Origin of the sequence: Halopolyspora algeriensis, from assembly GCF_003337235.1 — a bacterium.
Classification (GTDB): Bacteria; Actinomycetota; Actinomycetes; order Mycobacteriales; family Pseudonocardiaceae; genus Haloactinomyces; species Haloactinomyces algeriensis.
Window position 1 is genome coordinate 108,859 of the sequence record NZ_QPJC01000008.1, and the last position, 22,238, is coordinate 131,096.

21 protein-coding genes, 1 tRNA gene, 1 other RNA gene and 1 pseudogene are annotated in these 22,238 nt (G+C 67.6%); 15 read left to right on the plus strand and 9 right to left on the minus strand.

Annotation, left to right across the window (positions count from 1 at the left end; genetic code table 11):
- The first annotated feature begins 12 nt into the window (after positions 1-12).
- The 3 genes from ssrA (at position 13) to argS (ending at position 3,260) form a co-directional block, all read left to right on the plus strand.
- Positions 13-383, plus strand: a transfer-messenger RNA (tmRNA) gene (ssrA, locus tag DFQ14_RS13650).
- 651 nt (positions 384-1,034) lie between these two features.
- Complete coding sequence (locus DFQ14_RS22335; protein WP_246195519.1) at positions 1,035-1,178, plus strand: hypothetical protein; 144 nt, start codon at positions 1,035-1,037, stop codon at positions 1,176-1,178.
- Positions 1,179-1,496: 318 nt separating this feature from the next.
- Positions 1,497-3,260, plus strand: a complete 1,764-nt coding sequence (argS, locus tag DFQ14_RS13665; RefSeq protein ID WP_246195518.1) for an arginine--tRNA ligase — start codon at positions 1,497-1,499, stop codon at positions 3,258-3,260.
- 203 nt (positions 3,261-3,463) lie between these two features.
- On the opposite strand, the gene DFQ14_RS13675 is transcribed toward argS, so the two are convergent.
- The 5 genes from DFQ14_RS13675 to DFQ14_RS13695 form a co-directional block, all read right to left on the minus strand.
- On the minus strand, positions 3,464-4,246 hold the full coding sequence (locus tag DFQ14_RS13675; protein WP_246195517.1) for an energy-coupling factor ABC transporter ATP-binding protein: 783 nt from the start codon (positions 4,244-4,246) through the stop codon (positions 3,464-3,466).
- Positions 4,234-5,013 (minus strand): cobalt ECF transporter T component CbiQ, encoded by a 780-nt coding sequence (gene cbiQ, locus DFQ14_RS13680; protein WP_170206324.1) that lies wholly within the window; start codon positions 5,011-5,013, stop codon positions 4,234-4,236. The genes DFQ14_RS13675 and cbiQ overlap by 13 nt, the downstream gene beginning before the upstream one ends.
- Before the next feature lie 6 nt (positions 5,014-5,019).
- Positions 5,020-5,382 carry a PDGLE domain-containing protein gene (locus tag DFQ14_RS13685; protein WP_114453656.1) on the minus strand — a complete coding sequence of 121 codons (363 nt, stop codon included), beginning with the start codon at positions 5,380-5,382 and terminating at the stop codon, positions 5,020-5,022.
- Positions 5,379-6,071, minus strand: a complete 693-nt coding sequence (locus DFQ14_RS13690) for an energy-coupling factor ABC transporter permease (RefSeq protein ID WP_114453736.1) — start codon at positions 6,069-6,071, stop codon at positions 5,379-5,381. Before DFQ14_RS13690 ends, DFQ14_RS13685 begins: the two co-directional genes overlap by 4 nt.
- Before the next feature lie 207 nt (positions 6,072-6,278).
- The gene (locus DFQ14_RS13695) at positions 6,279-6,632 is read right to left on the minus strand and encodes a histidine triad nucleotide-binding protein (protein WP_257233698.1); all 354 of its coding nucleotides are present in this window, start codon (positions 6,630-6,632) and stop codon (positions 6,279-6,281) included.
- A gap of 219 nt (positions 6,633-6,851) precedes the next feature.
- Here DFQ14_RS13695 and DFQ14_RS13700 point away from each other — a divergent pair, with 219 nt between their 5' ends.
- The 7 genes and pseudogenes from DFQ14_RS13700 to DFQ14_RS13730 form a co-directional block, all read left to right on the plus strand.
- Positions 6,852-8,183: an MFS transporter gene (locus DFQ14_RS13700; RefSeq protein WP_246195516.1), complete on the plus strand. Its 1,332-nt coding sequence runs from the start codon at positions 6,852-6,854 to the stop codon at positions 8,181-8,183.
- 137 nt (positions 8,184-8,320) lie between these two features.
- A complete protein-coding gene (locus DFQ14_RS13705) occupies positions 8,321-8,554 on the plus strand; it encodes a DUF6158 family protein (RefSeq protein ID WP_114453737.1) in 234 nt (77 codons plus the stop codon).
- On the plus strand, positions 8,547-9,929 hold the full coding sequence (locus DFQ14_RS13710) for an NAD(P)/FAD-dependent oxidoreductase (protein ID WP_114453658.1): 1,383 nt from the start codon (positions 8,547-8,549) through the stop codon (positions 9,927-9,929). Before DFQ14_RS13705 ends, DFQ14_RS13710 begins: the two co-directional genes overlap by 8 nt.
- 222 nt (positions 9,930-10,151) lie before the next feature.
- Positions 10,152-10,226, plus strand: a tRNA-Ala gene (locus DFQ14_RS13715).
- A 139-nt stretch (positions 10,227-10,365) separates the two neighbouring features.
- Positions 10,366-12,492: a putative bifunctional diguanylate cyclase/phosphodiesterase gene (locus DFQ14_RS13720; RefSeq protein WP_246195515.1), complete on the plus strand. Its 2,127-nt coding sequence runs from the start codon at positions 10,366-10,368 to the stop codon at positions 12,490-12,492.
- Between the two features lie 192 nt (positions 12,493-12,684).
- Positions 12,685-13,197, plus strand: coding sequence for a general stress protein (locus DFQ14_RS13725; protein ID WP_114453660.1), 513 nt, complete (start codon positions 12,685-12,687; stop codon positions 13,195-13,197).
- Positions 13,198-13,299: 102 nt separating this feature from the next.
- Positions 13,300-13,464, plus strand: a pseudogene (locus DFQ14_RS13730) (response regulator transcription factor); the annotation flags it as partial.
- Positions 13,465-13,533: 69 nt separating this feature from the next.
- Here DFQ14_RS13730 and DFQ14_RS21885 read toward each other — a convergent pair.
- Together DFQ14_RS21885 and DFQ14_RS13740 are read right to left on the minus strand one after the other, a co-directional pair.
- Positions 13,534-14,013, minus strand: coding sequence for an STAS domain-containing protein (locus DFQ14_RS21885; protein WP_158546700.1), 480 nt, complete (start codon positions 14,011-14,013; stop codon positions 13,534-13,536).
- Between the two features lie 349 nt (positions 14,014-14,362).
- Entirely contained in the window at positions 14,363-15,355 is a 993-nt protein-coding gene (locus tag DFQ14_RS13740; protein WP_114453663.1) for an aldo/keto reductase, read from the minus strand.
- Between the two features lie 382 nt (positions 15,356-15,737).
- On the opposite strand from DFQ14_RS13740, the gene DFQ14_RS13745 reads away from it, so the two are divergent.
- The 5 genes from DFQ14_RS13745 to DFQ14_RS13765 all read left to right on the plus strand — a co-directional run bounded on the left by DFQ14_RS13745 (position 15,738) and on the right by DFQ14_RS13765 (position 19,996).
- Positions 15,738-15,923, plus strand: a complete 186-nt coding sequence (locus DFQ14_RS13745) for a hypothetical protein (RefSeq protein WP_114453664.1) — start codon at positions 15,738-15,740, stop codon at positions 15,921-15,923.
- 139 nt (positions 15,924-16,062) lie between these two features.
- Positions 16,063-16,383, plus strand: a complete 321-nt coding sequence (locus tag DFQ14_RS13750) for a thioesterase (RefSeq protein ID WP_114453665.1) — start codon at positions 16,063-16,065, stop codon at positions 16,381-16,383.
- 27 nt (positions 16,384-16,410) lie between these two features.
- On the plus strand, positions 16,411-17,214 hold the full coding sequence (locus tag DFQ14_RS13755) for a hypothetical protein (protein WP_114453666.1): 804 nt from the start codon (positions 16,411-16,413) through the stop codon (positions 17,212-17,214).
- Positions 17,215-17,293: 79 nt separating this feature from the next.
- Positions 17,294-19,213: a fumarate reductase/succinate dehydrogenase flavoprotein subunit gene (locus DFQ14_RS13760; protein WP_114453667.1), complete on the plus strand. Its 1,920-nt coding sequence runs from the start codon at positions 17,294-17,296 to the stop codon at positions 19,211-19,213.
- 24 nt (positions 19,214-19,237) lie between these two features.
- The gene (locus DFQ14_RS13765) at positions 19,238-19,996 is read left to right on the plus strand and encodes a succinate dehydrogenase/fumarate reductase iron-sulfur subunit (RefSeq protein ID WP_114453668.1); all 759 of its coding nucleotides are present in this window, start codon (positions 19,238-19,240) and stop codon (positions 19,994-19,996) included.
- 67 nt (positions 19,997-20,063) lie between these two features.
- Here the strand turns inward: DFQ14_RS13765 and DFQ14_RS13770 are convergent, their stop codons facing one another.
- The gene (locus tag DFQ14_RS13770) at positions 20,064-20,885 is read right to left on the minus strand and encodes a bifunctional allantoicase/(S)-ureidoglycine aminohydrolase (protein WP_114453669.1); all 822 of its coding nucleotides are present in this window, start codon (positions 20,883-20,885) and stop codon (positions 20,064-20,066) included.
- Positions 20,886-21,134: 249 nt separating this feature from the next.
- On the minus strand, positions 21,135-22,028 hold the full coding sequence (locus DFQ14_RS13775; protein WP_420810169.1) for an SDR family oxidoreductase: 894 nt from the start codon (positions 22,026-22,028) through the stop codon (positions 21,135-21,137).
- Positions 22,029-22,238 lie beyond the last annotated feature (210 nt).

A 22,238-nucleotide genomic window follows, 5' to 3' on the forward strand; every position in this document is an offset into this window, starting at 1 on the left:
TCGGCCCAGCAAGGGGGTGAACGGTTTCGACTCCGGACGTTGATCCGAGGGAAGCGTGCCGGTGCAGGCGGGAGACCACCGTAAAGCGTCGCCGTAAACAAATAAGCGCCGACAAGAGTCAGCGCGAGTTCGCCCTCGCCGCCTGAGCGAGGAGCGACTCTGTCGGACCGGGAACGCCTCCGGCCCGGATTCCGGCATCGACTAGGAGGCTCGACCGCCAGGTTCGGCCGCGGAGCCTGGTGGGACACCGTACAGCGGCTGGGCTCGTCACACCGGCTGGTTCGTGAGACCGGTGGAGCCGAGTAGAGACACAGCGAACTGCGCACGGAGAAGTCTCGGTGAAGCGACGGAGGACCCGGGTTCGATTCCCGGCACCTCCACCGTGAGACGGCCGCCCGGTGGCACTGCCGCCGGGCGGCCGTTTTCGTGTCTGTGCCCCTGGTGCAGCGCCGGCGAGTGAACGGAACTTTCACTCGTATAGAAGTAACGAAAGTTCCGTTCACTCCACTCCTTCAATGCTGTCGGCCCCGAGTAGGACCGTCCCCGGATTTCGAAAGCTCCCGAGCAAGATCGTCAGTCCGTACACTTCACTGTGGAGCCTTGTGTCCCGTGGAAGCGAAAGGCCGTTCATGAGCGAGCAACGCTGCGAAGAGTGTGGGGGCTGATCGGCATCGGTTGCACGTGTGCACCCATCCGGACCACGCCCCGAAAGAACTCCACCCCCGAGAGGATCTCGATCTCTCCGCGCAAGATGGCTCACCTACCGGGGAGGTGCGGGCACCTCGAGGGTACGGAGATCGATTCCCCGGAATGGGGACGGATCGACACTCCATCAGCGGGCATTTGGGAGCAGATCAGCACGGCCAACCCGCTTCATGCCACCGCAGGCAACCTGAACAGGAGCGCCACCGTACGGTGTTCGGACTGCGTGAATGCGTGTGCCTGACGAATCCCGGCGAACGCACGAGCGCGTCGAGACCACTCGCCATGGTTCCGTCGATGTGGCTCTTCTCTCACCGGAGGAGCCGAGAGCGTTGGAGGAAGCCCTGAACGTGCTCCCCACCCGGGAGACGATGCGGCAGCTCGCGGAGTCCCGGCAGGCAGTCGAAGCCGGGGACGTCCTTGATGGCCGGGACCTTGCTCACCTCATGGACAAGCGCGCGCAGGGTGGCGCGTGAACGGTCGCGCCGACGTTTGCCGGTTTCGCCGACCACCCGGCCTTCGACAGTCGCGAGGCCCGGACTCCCACTGCGGGTGCGGGTCCATTTCCGCCGCGACGCCACGGGAACGTCGCCCAAGCATTGGCACCGAAGGTGAGCACCGCCTGTTCCGGGCCCTCCTGTTCCGGGACCTCCTGTTCCGGGACCTCGGAGTCCCGCACCATGCGCCGCGCGCCCGCCATGCGCGCCTCGATACATGCCGTGTCTCTGCTCGACTACACGCACATCGCGCATGGCGGGCTGGAACAATGTCGGCGGACAAGGAGGGTATATCCAGTGAGTAACCAGGTGCTGCCGTTGCTCGGCCAGGTCGCCGACACCATCTCTCAGGCCATCGCCGCCGCCCACCCAGAGCTGGCCGGGTCGGACCCGGTTGTCCGCCGATCCGACCACGCCGACTTCCAGTCGAACGCGGCTCTTGCACTGGCCAAGCACGCACGCACCAACCCCTTGGAACTTGCCGAGTCTCTCACTGCGGCACTCGACCGCCACGAACACGATCCGATCGCCCATGTCGAACTGTCCGGGCCGGGGTTTCTCAACCTCACCGTGCCCGATCACGCGATCTGGGGCCAGCTCGCCGCACGGTTGGCAAGTCCCCGCCTCGGCGTCGGTGCTCCCGACGAGGGCCTGCGAACCGTCATCGACTACTCCGCGCCCAACATCGCCAAGGAGATGCATGTCGGGCACCTGCGTACCACGATCATCGGCGACAACCTGGCGCGTGTACTCGGTTTCCTGGGCAGCGAGGTCATCCGACAAAACCACCTCGGGGACTGGGGTACCCAGTTCGGGATGCTCATTCAATACCTCGATGAGCACCCGGAAACCACCTGGCATCACAACGAGCTCGAACCGGGGAATTCGGCGGTCGCTGCGCTTGACGACGTGTACAAACAGGCGAAGGCCGCATTCGATGCCGACCCGGACTTCGCCGAACGATCCCGCAACCGCGTGGTCGCCTTGCAGTCCGGTGACCCCACCACCATCGCCCGCTGGAAGGAGATCGTCGCCGAGTCCGAAAAAGCCTTTCGCGACATCTACGATCGACTCGGTGTGCTGCTCACCCCCGAGGACTCGGTGGGAGAGTCGTTTTACAACCCTCTGCTCACCGATGCGATCACCGAACTGTCCGACACGGGGATCGCAGTCGAAAGCGACGGCGCTCTGGTGATCTTCTCCGAAGAGGTCACCGGCCCGGACGGCACTCCCGCGCCCCTCATGGTGCGCAAACGCGACGGCGGCTACGGGTACGACACCACCGACCTTGCCACGATCCGCTACCGCATCCGCGATCTCAAGGCACATCGGTTGCTGTATGTCACCGACTCGCGCCAAGCCCTGCACTTCCAGATGATCTTCGAGGCCGCGCGACGTGCCGGTTGGTTGACCGACGGCATCGAGGCAGCACATATTCCTTACGGAACGGTTCTCGGGCCGGACGGACGGCCGTTCAAGACACGTTCCGGCGACACAGTCCGTCTGATGGATCTGCTCGACGATGCCGTGGCACGGGCTCGCACGGTGGTTTCCGAGAAGAACCCCGACCTCCCCGACGACGAGCTGAACCACATCGCCGAGCAAGCAGGCATCGGCGCGGTCAAATACGCCGACCTGTCCGCCTCGCGAGCCAAGGACTACGTCTTCGACATCGACCGCATGGTGTCCTTCAACGGGAACACCGGGGTTTATCTCCAGTACGCACACACCCGCATCCGGTCGATTCTGCGCAAGGCCGGAGACCCCGACGCAGCGATCGATCCCTCCGTTGAGCTCCAGCCTGCTGAGCGTGCTCTGGCGTTGGAGCTCGATGCCTACGGCTCGGCCTTGGTCGAGGTCGGCGCCACTTTGGAACCACACAAACTGTGCGGCTACCTCTACAACCTCGCCCGCGACTTCACCACCTTCTACGAGGCCTGCCACGTGCTCGGCGCCGAGGAACCGCTCCGAACCAATCGCCTTGCCCTGTGCCGGCTCACTGCGCGCACCCTGCAACACGGACTCGGCCTGCTCGGGATCAGCGCTCCCGAACGCATGTGACAGCCTCGTCGGTGCCCCGGCTGTAGTGGTGCAGGAAGAGTGATTCGAGGCGGTGCGCGGCGAGAAGCTCGGTGTCGGCCAGCAGGTCGTGGGTGGGGCGGTCGGCGATGGCGGTGCCGTCGTCACCGAGCAGGCTGCACGGGCACAGTTGCAGCGCGCGGAATACGTGCTTGTCGCTGAGCCCGGTGGTAGCCGCGGGTTTCTCAGTCCAGGCGGAAGCCGTAGGGAAGTTCGAGGCGGTGCGCGGCGAGAAGTTCGGTGTCGGCCAGCAGCTCCCGGGTGGGCCGGTCGGCGACGACGGTGCCGCCGTCGACGAGCACGCTGCGCGGGCACAGTTGCAGCACGTACGGCAGGTCGTGGGTGACCATGAGCATCGTGCGGTTCAGGCCCAGCAGCAGCTCGGCGAGTTCGCGCCGTGCAACCGGTTCGAGGTTCGCCGACGGCTCGTCGAGCACCAGGATCTCTGGATCACAGGCGAGCACGGTGGCCAGTGCGACACGCTTGCGCTGCCCTCCGGACAGGTGCAGCGGGGAGCGCTCGCCGAACTCGCTCATTCCCACGGCTTCGAGCGCCTCGTCGATGCGCCGCCGGAGCGCGGCACCGTGCAGACCGAAGTTGGCGGGACCGAACGCGACGTCCTCGGCCACGGTCGGCATGAACAACTGGTCGTCGGGGTCCTGGAAGACCATGCCGACGCGGCGCCGGATCTCGTGCAGATTGCGCTCGGTCAGTTTCAGGCCACCGACCGAGATGCGTCCGGTCTGTCCGTGCAGCACACCGTTGAGATGCAGCGCCAGTGTCGTCTTGCCCGCTCCGTTGGGGCCGAGCAGTGCCACGCGCTCGCCCGGTTCGACGCGGAGATCGACATCGTGCAGCGCGCGGTGTCCGTCGGGGTAGCTGTATCCGAGCCGGTGCACCTCCAGCGCGGGTGTTCCGGCGTGCTCGTGGGCAGCGTCGTCGCCTGCCGCTGCGGTCAGGCGGTCCACAGCGCCACCCCCAGCAGGACGGCGGAGGTTCCGACCGGGGACAGTCCCAGCAGCCAGGTGCGGGTCCGGGACCACGCGGGAGCCGGGCGCCGTCGCTGCGCCTCGGGCATCGTTCCGGTCCATCCCCGTGCGAGCATCGCCAGGTGCACGCGCTCCCCGCGCTCGTAGGAGCGGATGAACAGGCTGCCCACGCTGCGTGCCGTGGCGCCTGCCTGCCACAGGAACCGCGGGTCGTGACCGCGGGAGATCCGCGCGATCCGCATCCGCCCGGCCTCGGCCACGATGAGCTCCACATAACGCAGCATCAGCGAGGAAATCGTGATGATCAGCTGCGGGGTGCGCAACCGCTGCATGCCGAGCAGGAGATCGTTGGGGGCGGTCGTCGCCGCGAGCAGCAGCGAGGTCGCCAGGCCGAGGGTGCCCTTGGCCAGGATGTTCCATCCGGCCAGCAGCCCCTCGACCGACAACGGCAGCCCGAGTACCGCCACCTGTTCACCTCCGGCCGTGAACGGCAGCAACAGTGCCAGCACCACGAACGGAACCTCGATCAGCAATCGCTTCGCCACCCACCGCGCCGGTACGCCGGCCACGGCCGAGACCCCGAACAACAGCAGCAGGTACCCGCCGAACGCCCAGAACACGTGGCGCGGTGTGGCCACGACGCACAGCACGGTCAGGAACGCGGCCACGATCTTGACTTCGGGAGCCGCGAGATGGACCGGGGAGCCGCCCGGCCGGTGCAGCAGGGTCGCGTGTCCCGCGCTCACGGCCGCTCAGTCCCTTTCGGCGCCACGTTGCCGCAGCAGCCAGAACAAACCACCGGCGACGGCCAGCGTCGCCGCGAAACCGATCGCGCCCGCGGCCCCGGTCAGTGCCTCGTTGCCACCGAGTGTGTAATCCGCGAGCGGACTGGAGTCGAGTGCGTGCTCGGTGGTGCTCTGCGCGATGCACTCGCCCCGGAGTTGCTCGCCCTGCGCGGTCTCGACGACCGTGCAGCCCTGCCGGGCGACAGCCTCCAGCCCGTCCGGTGAGGAGTCGGCGAAGTAGGAGACTCCGGAAGCCAGGAGCAGGGCAACGAGGCCGAAGCCGAGGAGGAATCCGCTTCGCCTGCGGTTCTGTCGGGGTGCGGTGCTCACGAAGTGCCCTCCATCGTCGCCTCGCCCGCTGCGTCGTCGGCGAGCGGCCGCCTGCGACGCAGCAGATGGATCAGGTCCGGGCGCGCACCGGCGACGGCGCCCACCGTCAGCGCGGTGATGATGCCTTCACCCAGGCCGATCAGGCTGTGCACGCCGACCATGGCGAGTGCGGCGGTGACCACCGAGTACCCGGCTGCGCCACCGATCGCGTACTCGAGGACGAAGCCCAGCGATGCGGCGACGGTGTTGACGAATCCCGCCACGAACGCAGTGGCCATCAACCCGCTGCGGCCGCGCGCCGCGATCGGCCGCATGGCGAGGGCGACGAGGTAGCCGAGTGCGGTACCGATCAGAGCCATGTTGGTGATGTTCGCGCCGAGCATCGTCAGGCCACCGTCGGCGAACAGGAAGGCCTGCACGACCAGCACGATCGACACGCACAGGGCACCGACCCACGGTCCGGCGAGGATGGCCGCCAGCGCCCCGCCGAGCAGGTGGCCGCTGACTCCGGGCAGCACCGGGAAGTTGATCATCTGGGCGGCGAAGACGAACGCCGCGACCAGTCCCGCCATCGGCGCGGCCCGGTCGTCGAGGTCGGACCGGGCCCTGGTCAGGGCCACACCCACTCCGATGATCGCGACCGCCCCGAACAGGAGCGAGGTCGGGGCGTTGAGCAGGCCGTCGCTCATGTGCAAAGCGACCGTCGTGGTGCTCACCGCGGTACTCCTTTTTCGGGATCGGTCTTTTCCTGGGGTTCGGCGCGAAGGGGCGCCACGGCCCCTCACAGAGTAAATGCCAGAGGTGGGCTCTCGCCATACATGTGCAGCAATGTGATCGACTCCGGAAGGCGGCGTATCTCACCGCGCGGCGATCGTGCGCGATCGCGGTGACCGGGATCAGCCGGGAGGCCAGGTCATGACACGGCCCCCGAGCAGGTGGCAGTGCACGTGATGCACCGTCTGGCCTCCCTCGTCGCCGGTGTTGAACACCAGACGATAGCCGGAGTCGGCGATGCCCTCGTTCGCGGCGATCCGGTGCGCGTGGTTGATCAGCTCACCGAAGAGCTCGCCGTCGGCCGTGGCCATCGCCGCCGCGGTATCGTGGTGCGCCTTCGGGATCACCAGGACATGGGTCGGCGCCTGCGGATTGATGTCGCGGAACCCGAGTGTCCGCTCGGTCTCGCCGACCGTCGTCGCGGGCATCTCGCCCGTGACGATCCTGCAGAACACGCAGTCGGTGGTGTCGGTCACGGTATCCCTTTCCCGTCGGCGGTTCGGCGGAACCGGTCGAGCTTGTGGATCTGACCGCCGCATCGTAGAGGGCCGCGAGGCAGTGGCGCGAAAACCGCGGGAATTTCCGAGCTGCTGCCGGTGTCTCATTGCAGGGCCGGTGTCGCTGGAGCAGGACTCACCCGGGGCGGGAGTGCCACTCGGGTGAGCCGGGATCGTTGCGAGCGAAAAGGAGAAAGGGTGCCACGGAACTCGGAGACGGTGCAGGATCCGGCCGCCGATCCGGGTGCGGACACCCGGCTTCCCCGGGAACTGTGGATCCTGATCGTCGGCAGCTTCATCGTCGCCATCGGGATGGGCATCGTCTCGCCCGCGCTGCCGACCTTCGCTTCCAGCTTCGACGTGGGAGTGACCGCGGCGTCACTGATCGTCAGCGCCTTCGCGTTCATGCGGCTGGTCTTCGCACCGGCCAGCGGCAAGCTGGTGTCGTGGTTCGGGGAGCGCCCGATCTACGCCTGGGGCATCTTCATCGTGGGCGTGAGCAGCACGGCCTGTGCCTTCGCCCAGTCCTACTGGCAACTGCTGGTGTTCCGGGGGCTCGGAGGCACGGGGTCGACGATGTTCACCGTCTCGGCGCTGGCACTGCTGGTGCGGCTGGCCCCGCCGCACCTGCGCGGGCGCGCCTCCAGCCTGTGGGCGAGCAGCTTCCTGCTCGGCAGTATCTCCGGACCGCTCATCGGCGGGGTGATGATCGGGTACTCGCTGCGGCTGCCGTTTCTCCTCTACGGTGTGGCGCTGTATCTGGCGGCGTTCGTCGGGTGGTGGATGCTGCGCCACTCGGCCCTGGCCGCGCCCGACCGTGGGAGCGAAGCCCCCGAGATCACCGTCCGGCAAGCTCTCGGGCACCGCGCCTACCGGGCGGCACTGCTGTCGAATCTCAGCAAGGGCTGGGTCGTTCAGGGCGTGCGACTCGCGCTGGTACCCCTGTTCGTGGTGGAGGCGCTGCGGTTGCCGGAGTCGATGTCGGGGATCGCGCTGTCGGTGTTCGCCGCGGGCAACGCCGCCGTGCTGATTCCCGCGGGGCGGCTGGCCGACGGGCGGGGGCGCAAGCCGCTGATCGTCGCGGGGCTGGCGGTCTCGGCAGCGGGCAGCGTCGCGCTCGGATTCAGCGACTCGGTGGCCTGGCTGCTGGTCGCCTCCCTGGTGGCCGGTATCGGTGCCGGCTTGATGAATCCCGCGCAGAGTGCCGCGATCGCCGATATCGTCGGAGCCAAGAGCAAGGGCGGTCCGGTACTGGCCGCCTTCCAGATGACCGCCGATGTGGGCGCGATCCTCGGACCGGTGGTGGCGGGCGTGCTCGCCGACGTGCTGAGCTTCCGGGCGGCGTTCACGGCGACCGGCCTGATCGCCGTGCTCGCCCTGCTGCTGTGGTCGGTCGCTCCCGAGACTCTGGTGCGGTCCCGGGGCGCCGCCGGGGAGGGCGACGGCAGCGAGCAGCAGGGCACCGCGGCCGAAGCCGGCTTCGCCGACACCTCCTCGGACGCCTCCCGCGCCGGACGCGGTACGGACTGACCGACCTTCCGCGGATGCTCCGTCCCCCGGGTGGGCCGTTGTCGTTGCCGTATGTGTCCGGGATCGCGAAACGGGGTATGTCCTCCTTGGGTACCGGATGGTGCTGCGAGGCAGCCCTTGGTCACACGGAGGACGACATGAGCACCGGCATCAACGCGACAGAGCTCTCCGAGGAGGCACTGGTCAGGGAACTCACGCACCTGCACCACACCCGGAACGAGACTTTCCTGCACGGTGCCCCCGACGCGCTGCAAGAACACACCGCCCGGACCTTCGAGCTGGAGCAGGAGTACTTGCGGCGGCATCCCGAACGCGAGGTCAATCCTCGACGGACCCGAGCAGGAGCGAGAGGAGCCAAGGCACATGCCTGAGTCCGCACCGCAAAGTCCCGGGCACACGGCGGGCAATCGTGAGCGTCCGCGCATCGTCGTCGTGGGTGGTGGGCATACCGGGCTGACCGCCGCGCTCCGGCTGCAGTCCCGGCTCGAGGACGGTGAGGCGACCATCACCCTCATCGATTCCCAGCCGCACATGACCTACCAGCCGTTCCTGCCGGAGGCCGCGGCCGGATCGGTGGAACCTCGCCACGTCGTGGTGCCGCTGCGGGAGTCCCTGCGCCGGTGTGAGGTGCTGACCGCGTCGGTGACCTGCATCAATCATGCGGAGCGGGAGCTCACCGCCACGATGGCCTGTGGCCGGGAGGAACACATCGAATACGACATCCTCGTCGTGGTTCCCGGCTCGATCTCCCGAGCCCTGCCGATTCCGGGGCTGGGGGAGGAAGGCGTCGGCTTCAAGACCATCGGCGAGGCCATCTACCTGCGCAACCACGTGTTGTCCAGGTTGGATGCCGCAGCGACCACCTCCGATCCGCAGCAGCGGCGCAAGCTGCTCACGTTCATGTTCGTCGGTGGTGGCTACGCCGGGATCGAGGCGATGGCCGAGCTGGAGAGCATGGCCCGATACGCCACCCGCAACTACCCGACGATCGATGTCGGGGACATGCGATGGATTCTGGTCGAGGCGATGGACCGGATCATGCCCGAGGTCAGCGAGCCGATGGGCGTGTACACCCGCCATCGCCTGCAGGAGCGTGGCATCGAGGTCAAGCTCAACACCACGGCGAAAACCATGGAGGGCGGACACGTCGTGCTCTCCGACGGCGATGAGTTCGACACCGACACCATCGCGTGGACGGCCGGGGTCAAGCCGCACCCGATGCTGGAGGAAAGCGACCTTCCCCGGGACGGCAAGGGCCGCGTGCAGTGCACGGCCAAGCTCCAGGTGGACGGGATGCAGGATGTGTTCGCGGCGGGCGACTGCGCCGCCGTGCCCGACTTGACCAGTAGCGATCCCGAAGCGCTCTGCGGACCGTCGGCGCAGCACGCGGTGCGTCAGGCGAGGGTTCTCGCGGACAACATCATCGCCGTGCTGCGGCAGCGCCCGCTGACCGACTACCGGCACAAGTACTCCGGGTCGGTCGCCGGCCTCGGATTGTTCCAGGGCGCGGCGGAGGTGTACGGCATCAAGCTCAAGGGATTTCCCGCGTGGCTGCTGCACCGCGCCTACCACCTGGCGAAGATGCCGACCGCCTCGCGCAAGGCGCGGATCATGGGCGACTGGCTCATGGAGCTGCCGCTGCCACGCCAGGTCGTCGCCCTCGGCGGGTTGCACGAGCCGAGATCGGAGTTCGTCAAGGCCGCCAACACGCGCGGATTGCCGAGCGAGCGGAGCCAGGCGGGCTGATCCGAAGCGGCGCGGTGCTCGTGCCGGGGCTCGACGCACGGGCCCCGGCACCCGACTGTGCCCTCGATGAGGAGGAGTTTTCCGTGGAAGCGCACATCATCGGGACCGGAGACGGCGGATCGGGGACCCCCCTTGATGGGCCCGCTCGGAGCCTGTTGTACGGTATGCAGGCACGCGATGAACGGAGGCAACAGCAGCCGGGATCGCGGTACAACCGAACAAGGGGCTGTGGCGCAGCGGTAGCGCACCTGACTGGCAGTCAGGGGGTCAGGGGTTCGAATCCCCTCAGCTCCACCAGTGAGAGCGGGCCGCCGGAATATTCCGGCGGCCCGTCGAATTGTGCGGAGAAACCGGTCGCCGTTGCCGGGCGAAGGTCCAGGGGTGTGGCAATGCCCCCTGCGGTGCATTCTGGGTGGATCGCTCACAACAATCACACGTGTTGGAAGACATGAACAACCACGAGACCTCAACTTATGGTGATCAGGCCGTAAGCCTGCCGCAGCAGACCGCCACCGGGCGGCGGCTCGCTCTGCTGCCGGAGAGCATGAACGAGTACGCGATCTTCTCGCTGGATGCGCAGGGTCGTGTGCAGACCTGGAACCCCAATGCCGAGCGCATCAAGGGCTACAGCGTCGACGAGATCATCGGCCGGCACTTCTCGGTGTTCTACCCGGCGGAGCAGGCCGCTACCGGTTACCCGGACTGGGAATTGGAGCAGGCCGCCGAGAGCGGGTTCTACATCGACGAGGGTTGGCGCCTGCGCAAGGACGGCAGCCGGTTCCTGGCCCATGTCGTCATCACGGCGCAGCGGTCGCCGGAGGGGGAGCTGAGCGGTTTCATCAAGGTGACCCGGAACATCACCGAGGCCCGGGAGCGGGAGCGGCGATCGCGCCGGCGGTTCACCGACCTGTTCCATATCGCTCCGGTGGGCATCGGCGTGTTCGACGAGACCGAGCAGGTGCTGGACGCCAACGACACGCTGTGCGATCTGCTGGATTACCGGCTGTCCGACCTCCACGGCAAGAACGCCGCCGACCTGCTGCATCCTCAGGACGGGGCCGAGGGGCTCATCTCGACGATGACGGACCCGGGCGGGCCCCCGAGTCGTCAGCGCATGCCGCAGCGGGTACTGGCCCGCTCGGACGGGCAGCCGGTGACGTGCGACGTGCACAGCGCGCTGTCGGTCCAGGAGGACGGGAGGCGCTACTGGCTGGTGGCGTTCCAGGACGTCAGCGAGCGGATCCACCACGCCGAGGTGCTGCACCATCAGGCCACCCACGACGATCTGACCGGGTTGCCCAACCGCAAGGGCCTCAACGAGCTGTTCGAGGAGTTGGGCGAGGACAACGCCGGGCGGATCGCCGTGCTGTTCTGCGACATCGACAACTTCAAGCGCATCAACGACTCGCTCGGCCACGAGGCGGGTGACGAGCTGCTGCTGGCACTGGCTCGGCGCCTGCAGAACGGGCTGCCGCAGAACTGCACGGCGGCCCGGCTCTCCGGCGATGAGTTCCTGATCGTCTGTTCGGACGTCGACGCCGCCGGGGGCCTGGAGGCGCTCACGACCTGGCTCGCGGAATTCCTGCACACGGCCGTGCCGATGCGCGAGCAGGTGATCCGCGTGTCGGCCTCCGTCGGTGCCGCGCTGTTCGACCCCGCCAGCATGACCGCCGACGATCTGTTGCGGATCGCCGACGCGGCGATGCTCAAGGCCAAATCGGGAGGAGCCGGGCGCACGTCGCTGGCCGACCCCGAGCAGATCACCACGCTCAGCGGGCAGGTGCGCCTGGAGCAGGAACTGCGTCAGGCGATCGACAACGACGGTCTGGCCCTGCAGTACCAGCCGGTGGTGGACCGGGACGGCTCGGTGGTGATGGCCGAGGCGCTGCTGCGCTGGCCCCATCCCGAGCGCGGCATGCTGGCGCCGGACGTCATCCTGCCCGTGGCCGAGCAGGGCGACCTGCTGCGGGACCTGGACCGCTGGGTGTTGCGCACAGCGCTGCACGAGGCGGCGAGCTGGCCGACGTCGAACGGGCACCCGGTGGGCATCGCGGTGAACCTGGGGGGGCTGCTGCCCGACACCCCGGACTTCGGCGACGAAATCTCGGCCATCATCACCGAGAGCGGTCTCGACTGGCACCGCGTGGTCCTGGAGGTCCTGGAAACCGTCCTGGTGGACCTGCCGGAACGGCCGCAGCAGGCCATGACCGAGCTCACCGGACGCGGGATGCGGTTCGCCATGGACGACTTCGGCACCGGCTACTCCTCGCTGGCCCGCCTGAACGAGCTTCCGACGCAGATCATCAAGCTCGATCGCCGATTCGTCTCCGGCGTGGACGACAATGCCGCCGACTATGCCATCGCGCGCGCCGTGGTGGACATGGCCCGTGCCATGGGGCGCGCCTGCGTCGCCGAAGGGGTGGAGACCGCCACCCAGTTCCGGTTGCTCGGTGAGCTCGGGGTGGATGCCTACCAGGGCTTCCTGTTCTCCCGGCCGGCCCCGCCCTCCGAGTTCCGCGCCCTGCTCGGCGGTGGACCGCTGTCCGTGCCGACCGACGAGTGAAACCGCGGTCGGCGACCCTGGGCTGAATTCGTGCACCGCTTCGGGAGAGCGTGGGCGCGCACCGGCACCGCGGTTGCCTGTTGCGGCCGGCCGGATCAGTGCACGAGGTGCAAGCGGCACCCACGTGGGTACACCCCCAGGGGCGGACGGAGCGACTCGACGCCGCCCCGATGACGCACGAGGGAGGTACCCATGACTTCACCCGAGCCCACCTCGGCAGCCACCCACCGCCGGATCGTGGCCTCCTACCCCGAGTACCGGCAGGCCGAGCGCGCGGTGGACCACCTGTCCGACAACGGCTTCCCGGTCCAGCACAGTGCCATCGTCGCGCGCGAGCTGGAACTGGTCGAGCAGGTCACCGGCCGGTACAGCTACTTGTCCGCCGCGGGCAACGGCGCGGGAGGGGGTGCGATCACCGGGGCGCTGCTCGGTTGGTTGTTCGGCTTGTTCACCTGGGTGACGCCGCTGATATCCGGGCTGCTGCTGGCGCTCTACGGCGCGATCCTCGGCGCGATCATCGGTGCCGTCATCGGACTGATCGCCCATGCCATGTCCGGCGGTCGACGCGACTTCAGCTCCATGCCCAACCTGCGGGCGGATTCCTACGATCTGCTCGTCGACAGCGACTATGCCGACCAGGCGACGACCATGCTGAATTCCGCGGGGGCTCCCGGCCTCGGGCGCGCCGCTACGGGAACCGAATAGCGACGGCACCGGGCGCCGAGGAGGCACCGACGGCGCGCTCCCCTTCGTGCCGGCGATCGAGCTTGTGCTCCACAGTGGTCGATTCACCGGCCCGGAGGGGTGGTGGCCGGTGCCGGTTCGTCCAATGAGGACATCAGTGGGCGATTGTTCCTGAGCAGAGCCACGGTGAAAACGCACCTGGTGCACATCTACAGCAAGCTGGGGGTGGATTCGCGGACGGCGGCGGTGGCGGCGGCGAGTGAACGGGGCCTCGTCCGGCGCTGGTGACCCGGCCGAGCCGAGCGTGGGCGGTGACCCCGAGTCACCGCCCACGCTTGGCTTTTCGTCATCGGCGCGTCAGCGCGGCTGCGGTATCCCGGCAGGGTCCGCGCCGGTAGCCAGCGCGCTGGCAACCGAAGGAGCACGGACGAACCGCTCGGTGACCTCCATCAGTTCCAGCAGCCGGTCCACCACGCGGTTTCCGGTGACCAGCACCAGCGAGATCCCGCGACGCTGGGCACGCCAGCCCGCCTCCAGCAGGGCCACCACACCGGCGGTGGTCAGAAACGACACGGCCGAGAAGTCCACCACCATCCTCTCGAACGTCGCGTCGATCCGGCGGCGGAGCACATCGGCGAACTCGTCGGCACCGGCGGAATCCAGAGTGCCACCGGCCGTGATCACGTGAGATCCGCTGTCGGGCTGGTGCACCCGCAACCACAGGGGACGCTCGACGGGTGGGCGGGACGCGGGCAACGCCGGGGGAGGTCCCTCGGAGATTTCCGCGGTGGCGGTGTTCGGCGCGTTGGCCGACGTGGAAGCTGAAACAATTGCCATGAGGACTCGCTTCATCGCAAAGAAGGGCCATCCGGTCGTACCGGGGTCCGAACACCTCTCAGATACCCCGGGGCCGGATCCGCACGGTCGGGTCATCCGCACGGACGGGCGGGCTCGTCGAACCCACAGCTTCACGATAGCTGCTGGTGAGGCCCTGACCAGCAAAGAAAACACGTAGTATCGCTCACAACACATATGGTGAGAATTCGGCGGATCGAAGGCGGTCAACCCGTGTCCGGCGGGGTGGTCCGCACCGGTTCTCGTGCACGAGCGGTGAGCGAGTGGGCGTGCCCGACGAGGAAACCGGGGCGTTTCCCACCTTCGGTGAGCCGTCACCGCACCGGTGCTGTCACACGTTGACGGTCTGCATCCCGCGCTCGTCGTAGCGCTGCCCGGAGGCGACCCCGCGGGGTGCGACCTCCTCGATCGCATCGAGGTCGGAACGGGTGAGGCCGACGTCCATGGCACCGATGTTCTCGTCGAGATAGGTACGCCGCTTGGTGCCGGGGATGGTCACGATGTCCTCGCCTTGGGCGAGCACCCAGGCGAGGGCGAGCTGCGAGGCCGTCACGCCCTTGTCCTCGGCGAGCTCGTGAACCCGGTCGACCACGGCCAGATTGCGGTCGAAGTTCTCGCCCTGGAACCTCGGCGCGTTGCGGCGCCAGTCGTCGGCCGGGAGGTCGTCGATGCTGCGGATCCTGCCGGACAAAAAGCCGCGCCCCAGCGGGGAGTAGGCGACGAATCCGATGCCCAGCTCGCGGCAGGTCGTCAGCACGCCGTTGTCCTCGGGGTCGCGGCTGAACAGGGAGTATTCCGTCTGCACCGCCGTGACCGGGTGAGTGGCGTGAGCCGCGCGGATCGTGTCCGGCGAAGCCTCGGAAATCCCGAGGTAGCGCACTTTGCCCGCCTGAACCAGCTCGGACATCGCACCCCAGGTCTCGGCCACGGGAACGTCCGGATCGACGCGGTGCTGGTAGTAGAGGTCGACGTGGTCGGTGCCCAGGCGCTGCAGGGAGCCGTCGACGGCCCGGCGGACGTACTCGGGACGCCCGTTGATCCGGCCGGCGAGGTTGCCGTCCTCGTCGACCTCGTTGCCGAACTTCGTCGCCAGGGTCACCTCGTCCCGGCGCCCGGCCAGCGCCCGCCCCACGAGACGCTCGTTGGTCCACGGCCCGTACATGTCGGCCGTGTCCAGGAATGTCGCCCCGTGGTCCAGTGCACGCAGGATCGTGGCTTTCGACTCCTGGTCGTCCTGGCCGGAGTAGGCGAAACTCATGCCCATGCAGCCGAGGCCCTGCGCGGGAACGGTCAGGCCCTGGCTGCCCAGACTGCGATGCTGCATCTGCCGGTTCTCCGTCTCCGTGAGAGATGATGCGACGTGGTCTCTTCACCTTGGTGATGTGCCCATGGTCGCCGCTTCGCCACCCGGCCGCATCACGTGGTCGGTCGGGGTGGCCTCGATGGAGCTTCCCGGCGCTGAATCACACGATCTTCGACATGCCGGACGGCTGGGCTTCGTTGCTTCCCACGAAGGGTTGAAGTTGCCCCTGTGACCGTATCCTCCGTGACCGTGTCGCCGACCGGGTTGCGCGCGCCGCGAGCAGACCGGTACCGGTGAGCCGGGCGATCCATCGAACGGCGCGCTCGGCGCTGCTTTTCGGGTCCGGGGTGCGACACGTGAGATGCTGAGCGCCTTCGCTTTCGGTCGATGGAGGAGGACGAGCATGGATCGCAAGGGTGTGCTCGTGGTGGTGTCTCTTGCCGTGATCGCGGCAGGCTTCCTGGTGACCCGTGACCCGGTGGGGGCCGCGGAGACCGTGCGCCGGGGATGGGACCTGGCCGTGAGTGCGCTGGCCATGGTGGCGGATTCCCTCGTGACGTTCCTCCGGCATCTCTTCGAGGGGCAGTGATCACTTTCGGCGGTGATCACTCCTTCGGGATTTTCGTCAAGAAATTCGGGCGTTCGTCACGTGTGTCGCTTGTCACCGACGAGTATTGGGGGCAGAGTCGGGGGAACAGCACGATCAAGGCACACGAGAGGTGTTGGGCATGTCCTCGACGGCTGAGATGGGGGACGTGCTGCGTGCGCTCGCGCAGCTGCGAACCGGGGTCGATGGCCTGCACGCGCGGTACGGCGACATTCCCACGGTGCGCCGTATCGACAACGATCTGGAGCGTCTGGAGATCGACGTCTCCGAACTGTCCACCGTTGCGCCGACACCACCGACCCAGCGGAGCACGCGGCGTTCCGCCCGGGCGAGCACGGAGCAAGGGGAAGTGGTCGAGGTGCCGGACACGCCGTACGACCCGTCCTTGTGGCGCGACGTCGACGACGAGGGAGTGGGCGGCAGGCAACCACACGATCGCTGATACGCCCGAACGACAACGAGGTCCGCGATGTCCGCTCCCCCCACCACCGCCACCGGCCGTGCACGGTTGTCCGCGCGCACTCTGCGAACCGACCGGTGGTGGCTGCCACCGCTGGCCACCTTCCTCGGCCTGTCGGCGTTCGTGATCTACGGCCTGATCCGCACCTTCATGAACCAGTGGTACTGGGTACCGGAGTACCACTACCTGGCACCGTTCTTCTCGCCCTGCTTGAGTGACACCTGCATACCGGGAGCGAGCCACTTCCTCGGTACGCCGTTCCCCCTGCCGTCGTGGATCCCGCCGCCGGTCATCGTGCTGCCGTTCGTGCTCGGCTTCCGCCTGACCTGCTACTACTACCGCAAGGCCTACTACCGCTCGTTCTGGGTGTCCCCGCCCGCCTGTGCTGTCTCGGAACCGCACAGCCGCTACACCGGCGAAACCCGGTTCCCGCTGATCATGCAGAACGTGCACCGTTACTTCTTCTACGCGGCTCTCCTGGTCGCCCTGGTGCTCACCTACGACACGGTGATCGCTTTTCAGGGCCGCGACGGAGGCTTCGGGATCGGGCTCGGCACCATCCTGATGGTGATCAACGTCGTGCTGCTGTGGGCCTACACCCTGGGCTGTCATTCCTGCCGCCACCTGGTCGGCGGCCGGATCAACCACTTCTCGAAGCACCCGGTGCGCTACTGGATGTGGACCCAGGTGACCAAGCTCAACAGCAGACACATGCTGCTGGCGTGGGCCTCGCTGATCTCGGTGGCGGTGGTGGATCTGTACGTGATGCTGATCGCCGGCGGTTTCTTCGCGGATCCCAGGCTGATCAATTGACCGCACGCTGCGCTCTGCTGCCGGTGCACGAGCGGCCCGAATCCTGGCAGGCTCAACCCACGAGGAGTCGAGACACGACATGGTGGAGATCGAACGGCACGACTACGACGTGATCGTGATCGGTGCCGGCGGTGCGGGCCTGCGCGCCGCGATCGAGACACGCATGCGGGGACTGCGTACCGCGGTGGTGTGCAAGTCCCTGTTCGGCAAGGCCCACACGGTGATGGCCGAAGGCGGCATCGCGGCGTCGATGGGCAACGTGAACTCCAGCGACGACTGGCAGGTGCACTACCGCGACACCATGCGCGGCGGAAAGTTCCTGAACAACTGGCGCATGGCCGAGTTGCACGCCAAGGAGGCGCCGCAGCGGGTCTGGGAACTGGAAACGTACGGGGCACTGTTCGACCGCACCGGCGACGGGCGGATCAGCCAGCGCAACTTCGGAGGGCACGAATACCCGCGGCTGGCGCATGTCGGCGACCGGACCGGCCTGGAACTGATCCGCACCCTGCAGCAGAAGATCGTCTCCCTGCAGCAGGACGACCACGCCGAGCACGGCGACTACGAGGCGCGGCTGCGGGTGTTCGCCGAGTGCACCGTGACCGAACTGCTGCTCGACTCCGGCCGGATCGCGGGAGCCTTCGGCTACTGGCGGGAGAACGGTCGCTTCATCCGGCTCCACGCCCCGACGGTCGTGCTGGCCACCGGGGGGATAGGCAAGTCGTTCAAGGTCACGTCGAACTCCTGGGAGTACACCGGCGACGGCCATGCGCTCGCGCTCCGCGCGGGAGCCTCGCTGATCAACATGGAGTTCGTGCAGTTCCACCCGACCGGAATGGTCTACCCGCCCAGTGTCAAAGGCATCCTGGTCACCGAGTCGGTGCGGGGTGACGGCGGTGTGCTGCGCGACTGCGAGGGTCGCCGGTTCATGTTCGACTACATCCCCGAGGTGTTCAAGGACTCCTACGCCGACGACGAGCAGGAAGCCGATCGCTGGTACTCCGACCCCCATGGCAATCGGCGCCCGCCCGAGCTGCTGCCGCGCGACGAGGTGGCGCGTGCGATCAACAACGAGGTCAAGGAAGGGCGCGGCACCCCGCACGGCGGGGTGTACCTGGATGTGGCCAGCCGGTTGTCGACCGAGGAGATCACACGACGGTTGCCGTCCATGTACCACCAGTTCAGGGAACTGGCCGATGTGGACATCACCTCGGAGAAGATGGAGGTCGGACCGACCTGCCACTACGTGATGGGTGGGGTCGAGGTCGATCCGGACACGGCCGCCGCGCGCGTGCCGGGCCTGTTCGCCGCCGGAGAAGTGGCCGGAGGAATGCACGGCTCCAACCGGCTCGGCGGGAACTCGCTGTCCGATCTGCTGGTTTTCGGCAGGCGGGCAGGCCTCGGCGCGGAGCAGTACCTGCGGCAGCTCGGTGCGGATCGGCCGGAGGCGTCCGAACCGGATGTGGACGCGGCGGCACGGCGCGCGCTGGCGCCGTTCGACGCAGGCGAGTCCCCCGCGGCGGAGAACGCCTACACGGTGCACGCCGAGCTGCAGCAGATCATGAACGACCTGGTCGGCATCATTCGGGACGGTGACGAGATGCGCTCGGCGCTGGAGTCGTTGGCCGAACTCGAGCGCCGATCCCGCAACCTCGCGGTGATGGAGGGCAATCGGCAGTTCAACCCCGGCTGGCATCTCGCGCTGGACATGTCCAACATGCTGCTGGTCAGCGAATGCGTCGCGAAGGCGGCGGTGCGCCGCACGGAAAGCCGCGGCGGGCACACGCGTGACGACCATCCCGAGATGGACCCGGCTTGGCGGCGCACGGTGCTGGCGTGCTCGTGGCGGGACGGGGCTGTCGAGGTCACCGAGCAGGAACAGCCACCGGTACGTGCCGACCTGCTCGAACTCTTCGAACTCGCCGAGCTGCGCAAGTACTTCACGGAGGAGGAACTCACCGGGATCCCGGACGGGTCGACTTCCGTGGGCCGGTCGTGAGCACAACAGGAAGGATCGGCGGCAATGGGTTACCAGGCACATTTCCGGGTGTGGCGCGGCGATGCCGACTCCGGCGGGCTGCACGACTACACCGTCGAGGTCAACGAGGGTGAGGTCGTCCTCGACATCCTGCACCGGTTGCAGGCCACCCAATGCCCGGACCTGGCGGTGCGGTGGAACTGCAAGGCCGGGAAGTGCGGTTCCTGTTCGGCCGAGGTCAACGGGCGGCCGAGGCTGACGTGCATGACGCGGATGTCGACGTTCACCGAGGACGAGACGGTGACCGTCACCCCGATGCGCACGTTCCCGGTCATCAAGGACCTCGTGTGCGACGTGTCCTACAACTACGTCAAAGCCAGGGAGGTGCCCGCCTTCCGGCCGCCGGAGGGCGTGGCGCCCGGGGAGTACCGGATGCAGCAGGTCGACGTGCAGCGCTCCCAGGAGTTCCGCAAGTGCATCGAGTGCTTCCTGTGCCAGAACGTGTGTCACGTCATCCGCGACCACGAGGAGAACAAGGAGGCCTTTTCGGGGCCTCGCTACCTGATCCGTGTCGCCGAGCTGGAGATGCACCCGCTGGACAGTCACGAGCAGGCGGGTGGAAACCGTGCCGAGGAAGCCCGTGACGAGCACGGACTCGGACTGTGCAACATCACCAAGTGCTGCACCGACGTCTGCCCCGAGCACATCCGGATCACCGACAACGCACTGATCCCGCTGAAGGAACGGGTCGCCGATCGCCGCTACGACCCGATCCTGCGGTTCTTCCGCCGCAAGGAGGGCTGAAAGGCGAGCGCTCGCCGGACGGGTCCGGTGGTGGGCGCAGGGAGGAGACCGGGTCTCCTCCCCGCGATCAGGTCAGCCTGATCTGACGGTTCACGTCCTTGTAGAGCAGGTACCGGAACTTGCCCGGCCCACCCGCATAGCAGGCCTGCGGACAGAAGGCGCGCAGCCACATGAAGTCGCCGGCCTCGACCTCGACCCAGTCGTCGTTGAGCCGGTACACCGCCTTGCCCTCGAGCACGTAGATGCCGTGTTCCATCACGTGCGTCTCGGCGAACGGAATGACGGCACCGGGTTCGAAGGTCACGATGTTGACGTGCATGTCGTGGGCGAGGTCGTCCGGGTCGACGAACCGGGTGGTCGCCCAGGTGCCGTTCGTGTCGGGCATCGGTGTGGGCTCGATGTCCTGTTCCTGAACGGCGAACGCCTTGGGGGTGGTGTAGCCCTCGAGAGGTTCGTAGGCCTTGCGGACCCACTGGAAGCAGGCCCGTTCGTCGGATTCGTTGGCCACCGACCAGTTCGCTCCGGCAGGCAGGTACGCGTATCCACCGGGAGTGAGGGGGTGGTCCTCACCTTCGACGGTCACGTGCAGGGTGCCTTCGAGGAGAAAGAGCACGGACTCGACGCCGCTTTCGGGCTCGGGCTCCGTGCTCCCGCCACCGGCCGACACCTCGACGATGTACTGCGCGAACGTGGTGGCGAACCCCTGCACGGGCTTGGCCAGGATCCACGCGCGCGTACGGTTCCACCCCGGCAGGTTGCTGGTGACGATGTCGCGGAGCACGCCACGAGGGATGACCGTGTACGCCTCGGTCACGACGGCACGATCGGTCAGCAGCGTGGACTGCGAGGGAAGGCCTCCCTCGGGGGCGTAGTACGTCGGTTCGCTCAACGAAAAAACTCCTGTCTCGGTCGCGACGGCTCCACGTGCTGCCGGGTGCGGGTATCACCGCCGGTGTGCGCCGCGAGCAGGGTACTGCGGCGCCAGTGAGGGTAGACGGTCCGCCCTCGAAACGTACACCTTTTGTTGAAGTAGCTGGTGAGAGGGCTGCGTTGCCAGGGTGATGGTGCCAGGGTCGATCGTGCTCCCGAGCAACGACCGCACACCCGTGCCGCCCGGTCGCAGCACGCTGCGCCGGTGCTACGAGTGCGGTCGCTCGCCGTCCCCGCGCTGCAGCCGTTGGTTGCGGGAGCTGAAGGAACGGCCCAGTTCGGCCACCTGCTGTTCCAGCTGCGGCATCAGCCGGCGCGTCGTGGGCAGCATCAAACGCCCCATCAGCCGCGAGGTCGGCAGGTTGCGCAGCCAGTGCATCAGCATGATCGAGCGCGGGACGTAGATCCTGCGAGCGCGGCGCTGAACCCCGTCGGCGAACGCGCGGGCGCACTCGTCCACCGATGTCGTGGCACGCATCGGCCACGGGAGCCGCCGTCGCATCTCGGTGAAGGCGGGCAGGTCCTCGGAGGCGTCACGGACGAGGTCGGTGTCGATCCACGACGGGTGTGCACTGCCGACCGCCACTCCGTGATGGGCGACCTCGGAGCTCAGGGCGCCGGCCAGCGCCTCGGCGCCCGCCTTGCTCGCGGTGTAGGCGGCCATTCCGCCGACCGGTGTGAAGGCCGAGAGCGAGGACACCACCAGAGCGTAACCGCGCCGCTCGATGAGCTGCGGCATCGCGGCGCGCACGGTGTGGAACACACCGTTGAGGTTGACGTCGACGGTCTTGGTGAACGCTTTCGGATCGTGCTGGTTGACCGTGCCGAACGGCGCCAGGCCGGCATTGGCGATCACCACGTCGATTCCGCCGAGCTGATCGACCGTCGCCTTCATCGCGGCTTCGACCGAGTCGGGGTCGGTCACGTCGGCCTCGAACCACGCGTGCCCGTTGCCCAGTTCGACCGCCACCGCTTCGAGTTCCTCGGGCTCCAGTCCGATCAGGGAGATCCGGGCTCCGCGACGGGCCAGTTCCCGGGCGGTCTGAGCACCGATTCCCCTGGCGGCACCTGTGATCGCAACGACTTTGCCGGAAATCTGCATCGGCATGGGCACTCCTCGATCGGCGCTGACGAGCGTGTCCCGAGTTCACACCCGGGTTTGAGCTACCCATAGTAGGTTACTCGGGCGTAAAGTAAAGGACTGCCGGTCGAGGTTGTGCGGGCATCGGCCGACGGTGGCCGGGCGCTCCCAGGTTAGCTTTCGCTGTGACCTGGCGCGGTGGTCGGTGAACCGCCTTCTCAGATGGCGCCT

Excerpts from the sequence above, each read along its gene's own strand:
- DFQ14_RS13755 (WP_114453666.1), top strand. The coding sequence starts at position 16,411 with ATGTCCGCTCCCCCCACCACCGCCACCGGCCGTGCACGGTTGTCCGCG.
- DFQ14_RS13710 (WP_114453658.1), top strand. The coding sequence starts at position 8,547 with ATGCCTGAGTCCGCACCGCAAAGTCCCGGGCACACGGCGGGCAATCGT.
- DFQ14_RS13765 (WP_114453668.1), top strand. The coding sequence starts at position 19,238 with ATGGGTTACCAGGCACATTTCCGGGTGTGGCGCGGCGATGCCGACTCC.
- DFQ14_RS21885 (WP_158546700.1), bottom strand. The coding sequence starts at position 14,013 with ATGGCAATTGTTTCAGCTTCCACGTCGGCCAACGCGCCGAACACCGCC.
- DFQ14_RS13740 (WP_114453663.1), bottom strand. The coding sequence starts at position 15,355 with ATGCAGCATCGCAGTCTGGGCAGCCAGGGCCTGACCGTTCCCGCGCAG.
- DFQ14_RS13745 (WP_114453664.1), top strand. The coding sequence starts at position 15,738 with ATGGATCGCAAGGGTGTGCTCGTGGTGGTGTCTCTTGCCGTGATCGCG.
- DFQ14_RS13760 (WP_114453667.1), top strand. The coding sequence starts at position 17,294 with ATGGTGGAGATCGAACGGCACGACTACGACGTGATCGTGATCGGTGCC.
- DFQ14_RS13725 (WP_114453660.1), top strand. The coding sequence starts at position 12,685 with ATGACTTCACCCGAGCCCACCTCGGCAGCCACCCACCGCCGGATCGTG.
- DFQ14_RS13705 (WP_114453737.1), top strand. The coding sequence starts at position 8,321 with ATGAGCACCGGCATCAACGCGACAGAGCTCTCCGAGGAGGCACTGGTC.
- DFQ14_RS13775 (WP_420810169.1), bottom strand. The coding sequence starts at position 22,028 with ATGCAGATTTCCGGCAAAGTCGTTGCGATCACAGGTGCCGCCAGGGGA.
- DFQ14_RS13690 (WP_114453736.1), bottom strand. The coding sequence starts at position 6,071 with ATGAGCGACGGCCTGCTCAACGCCCCGACCTCGCTCCTGTTCGGGGCG.
- DFQ14_RS13750 (WP_114453665.1), top strand. The coding sequence starts at position 16,063 with ATGTCCTCGACGGCTGAGATGGGGGACGTGCTGCGTGCGCTCGCGCAG.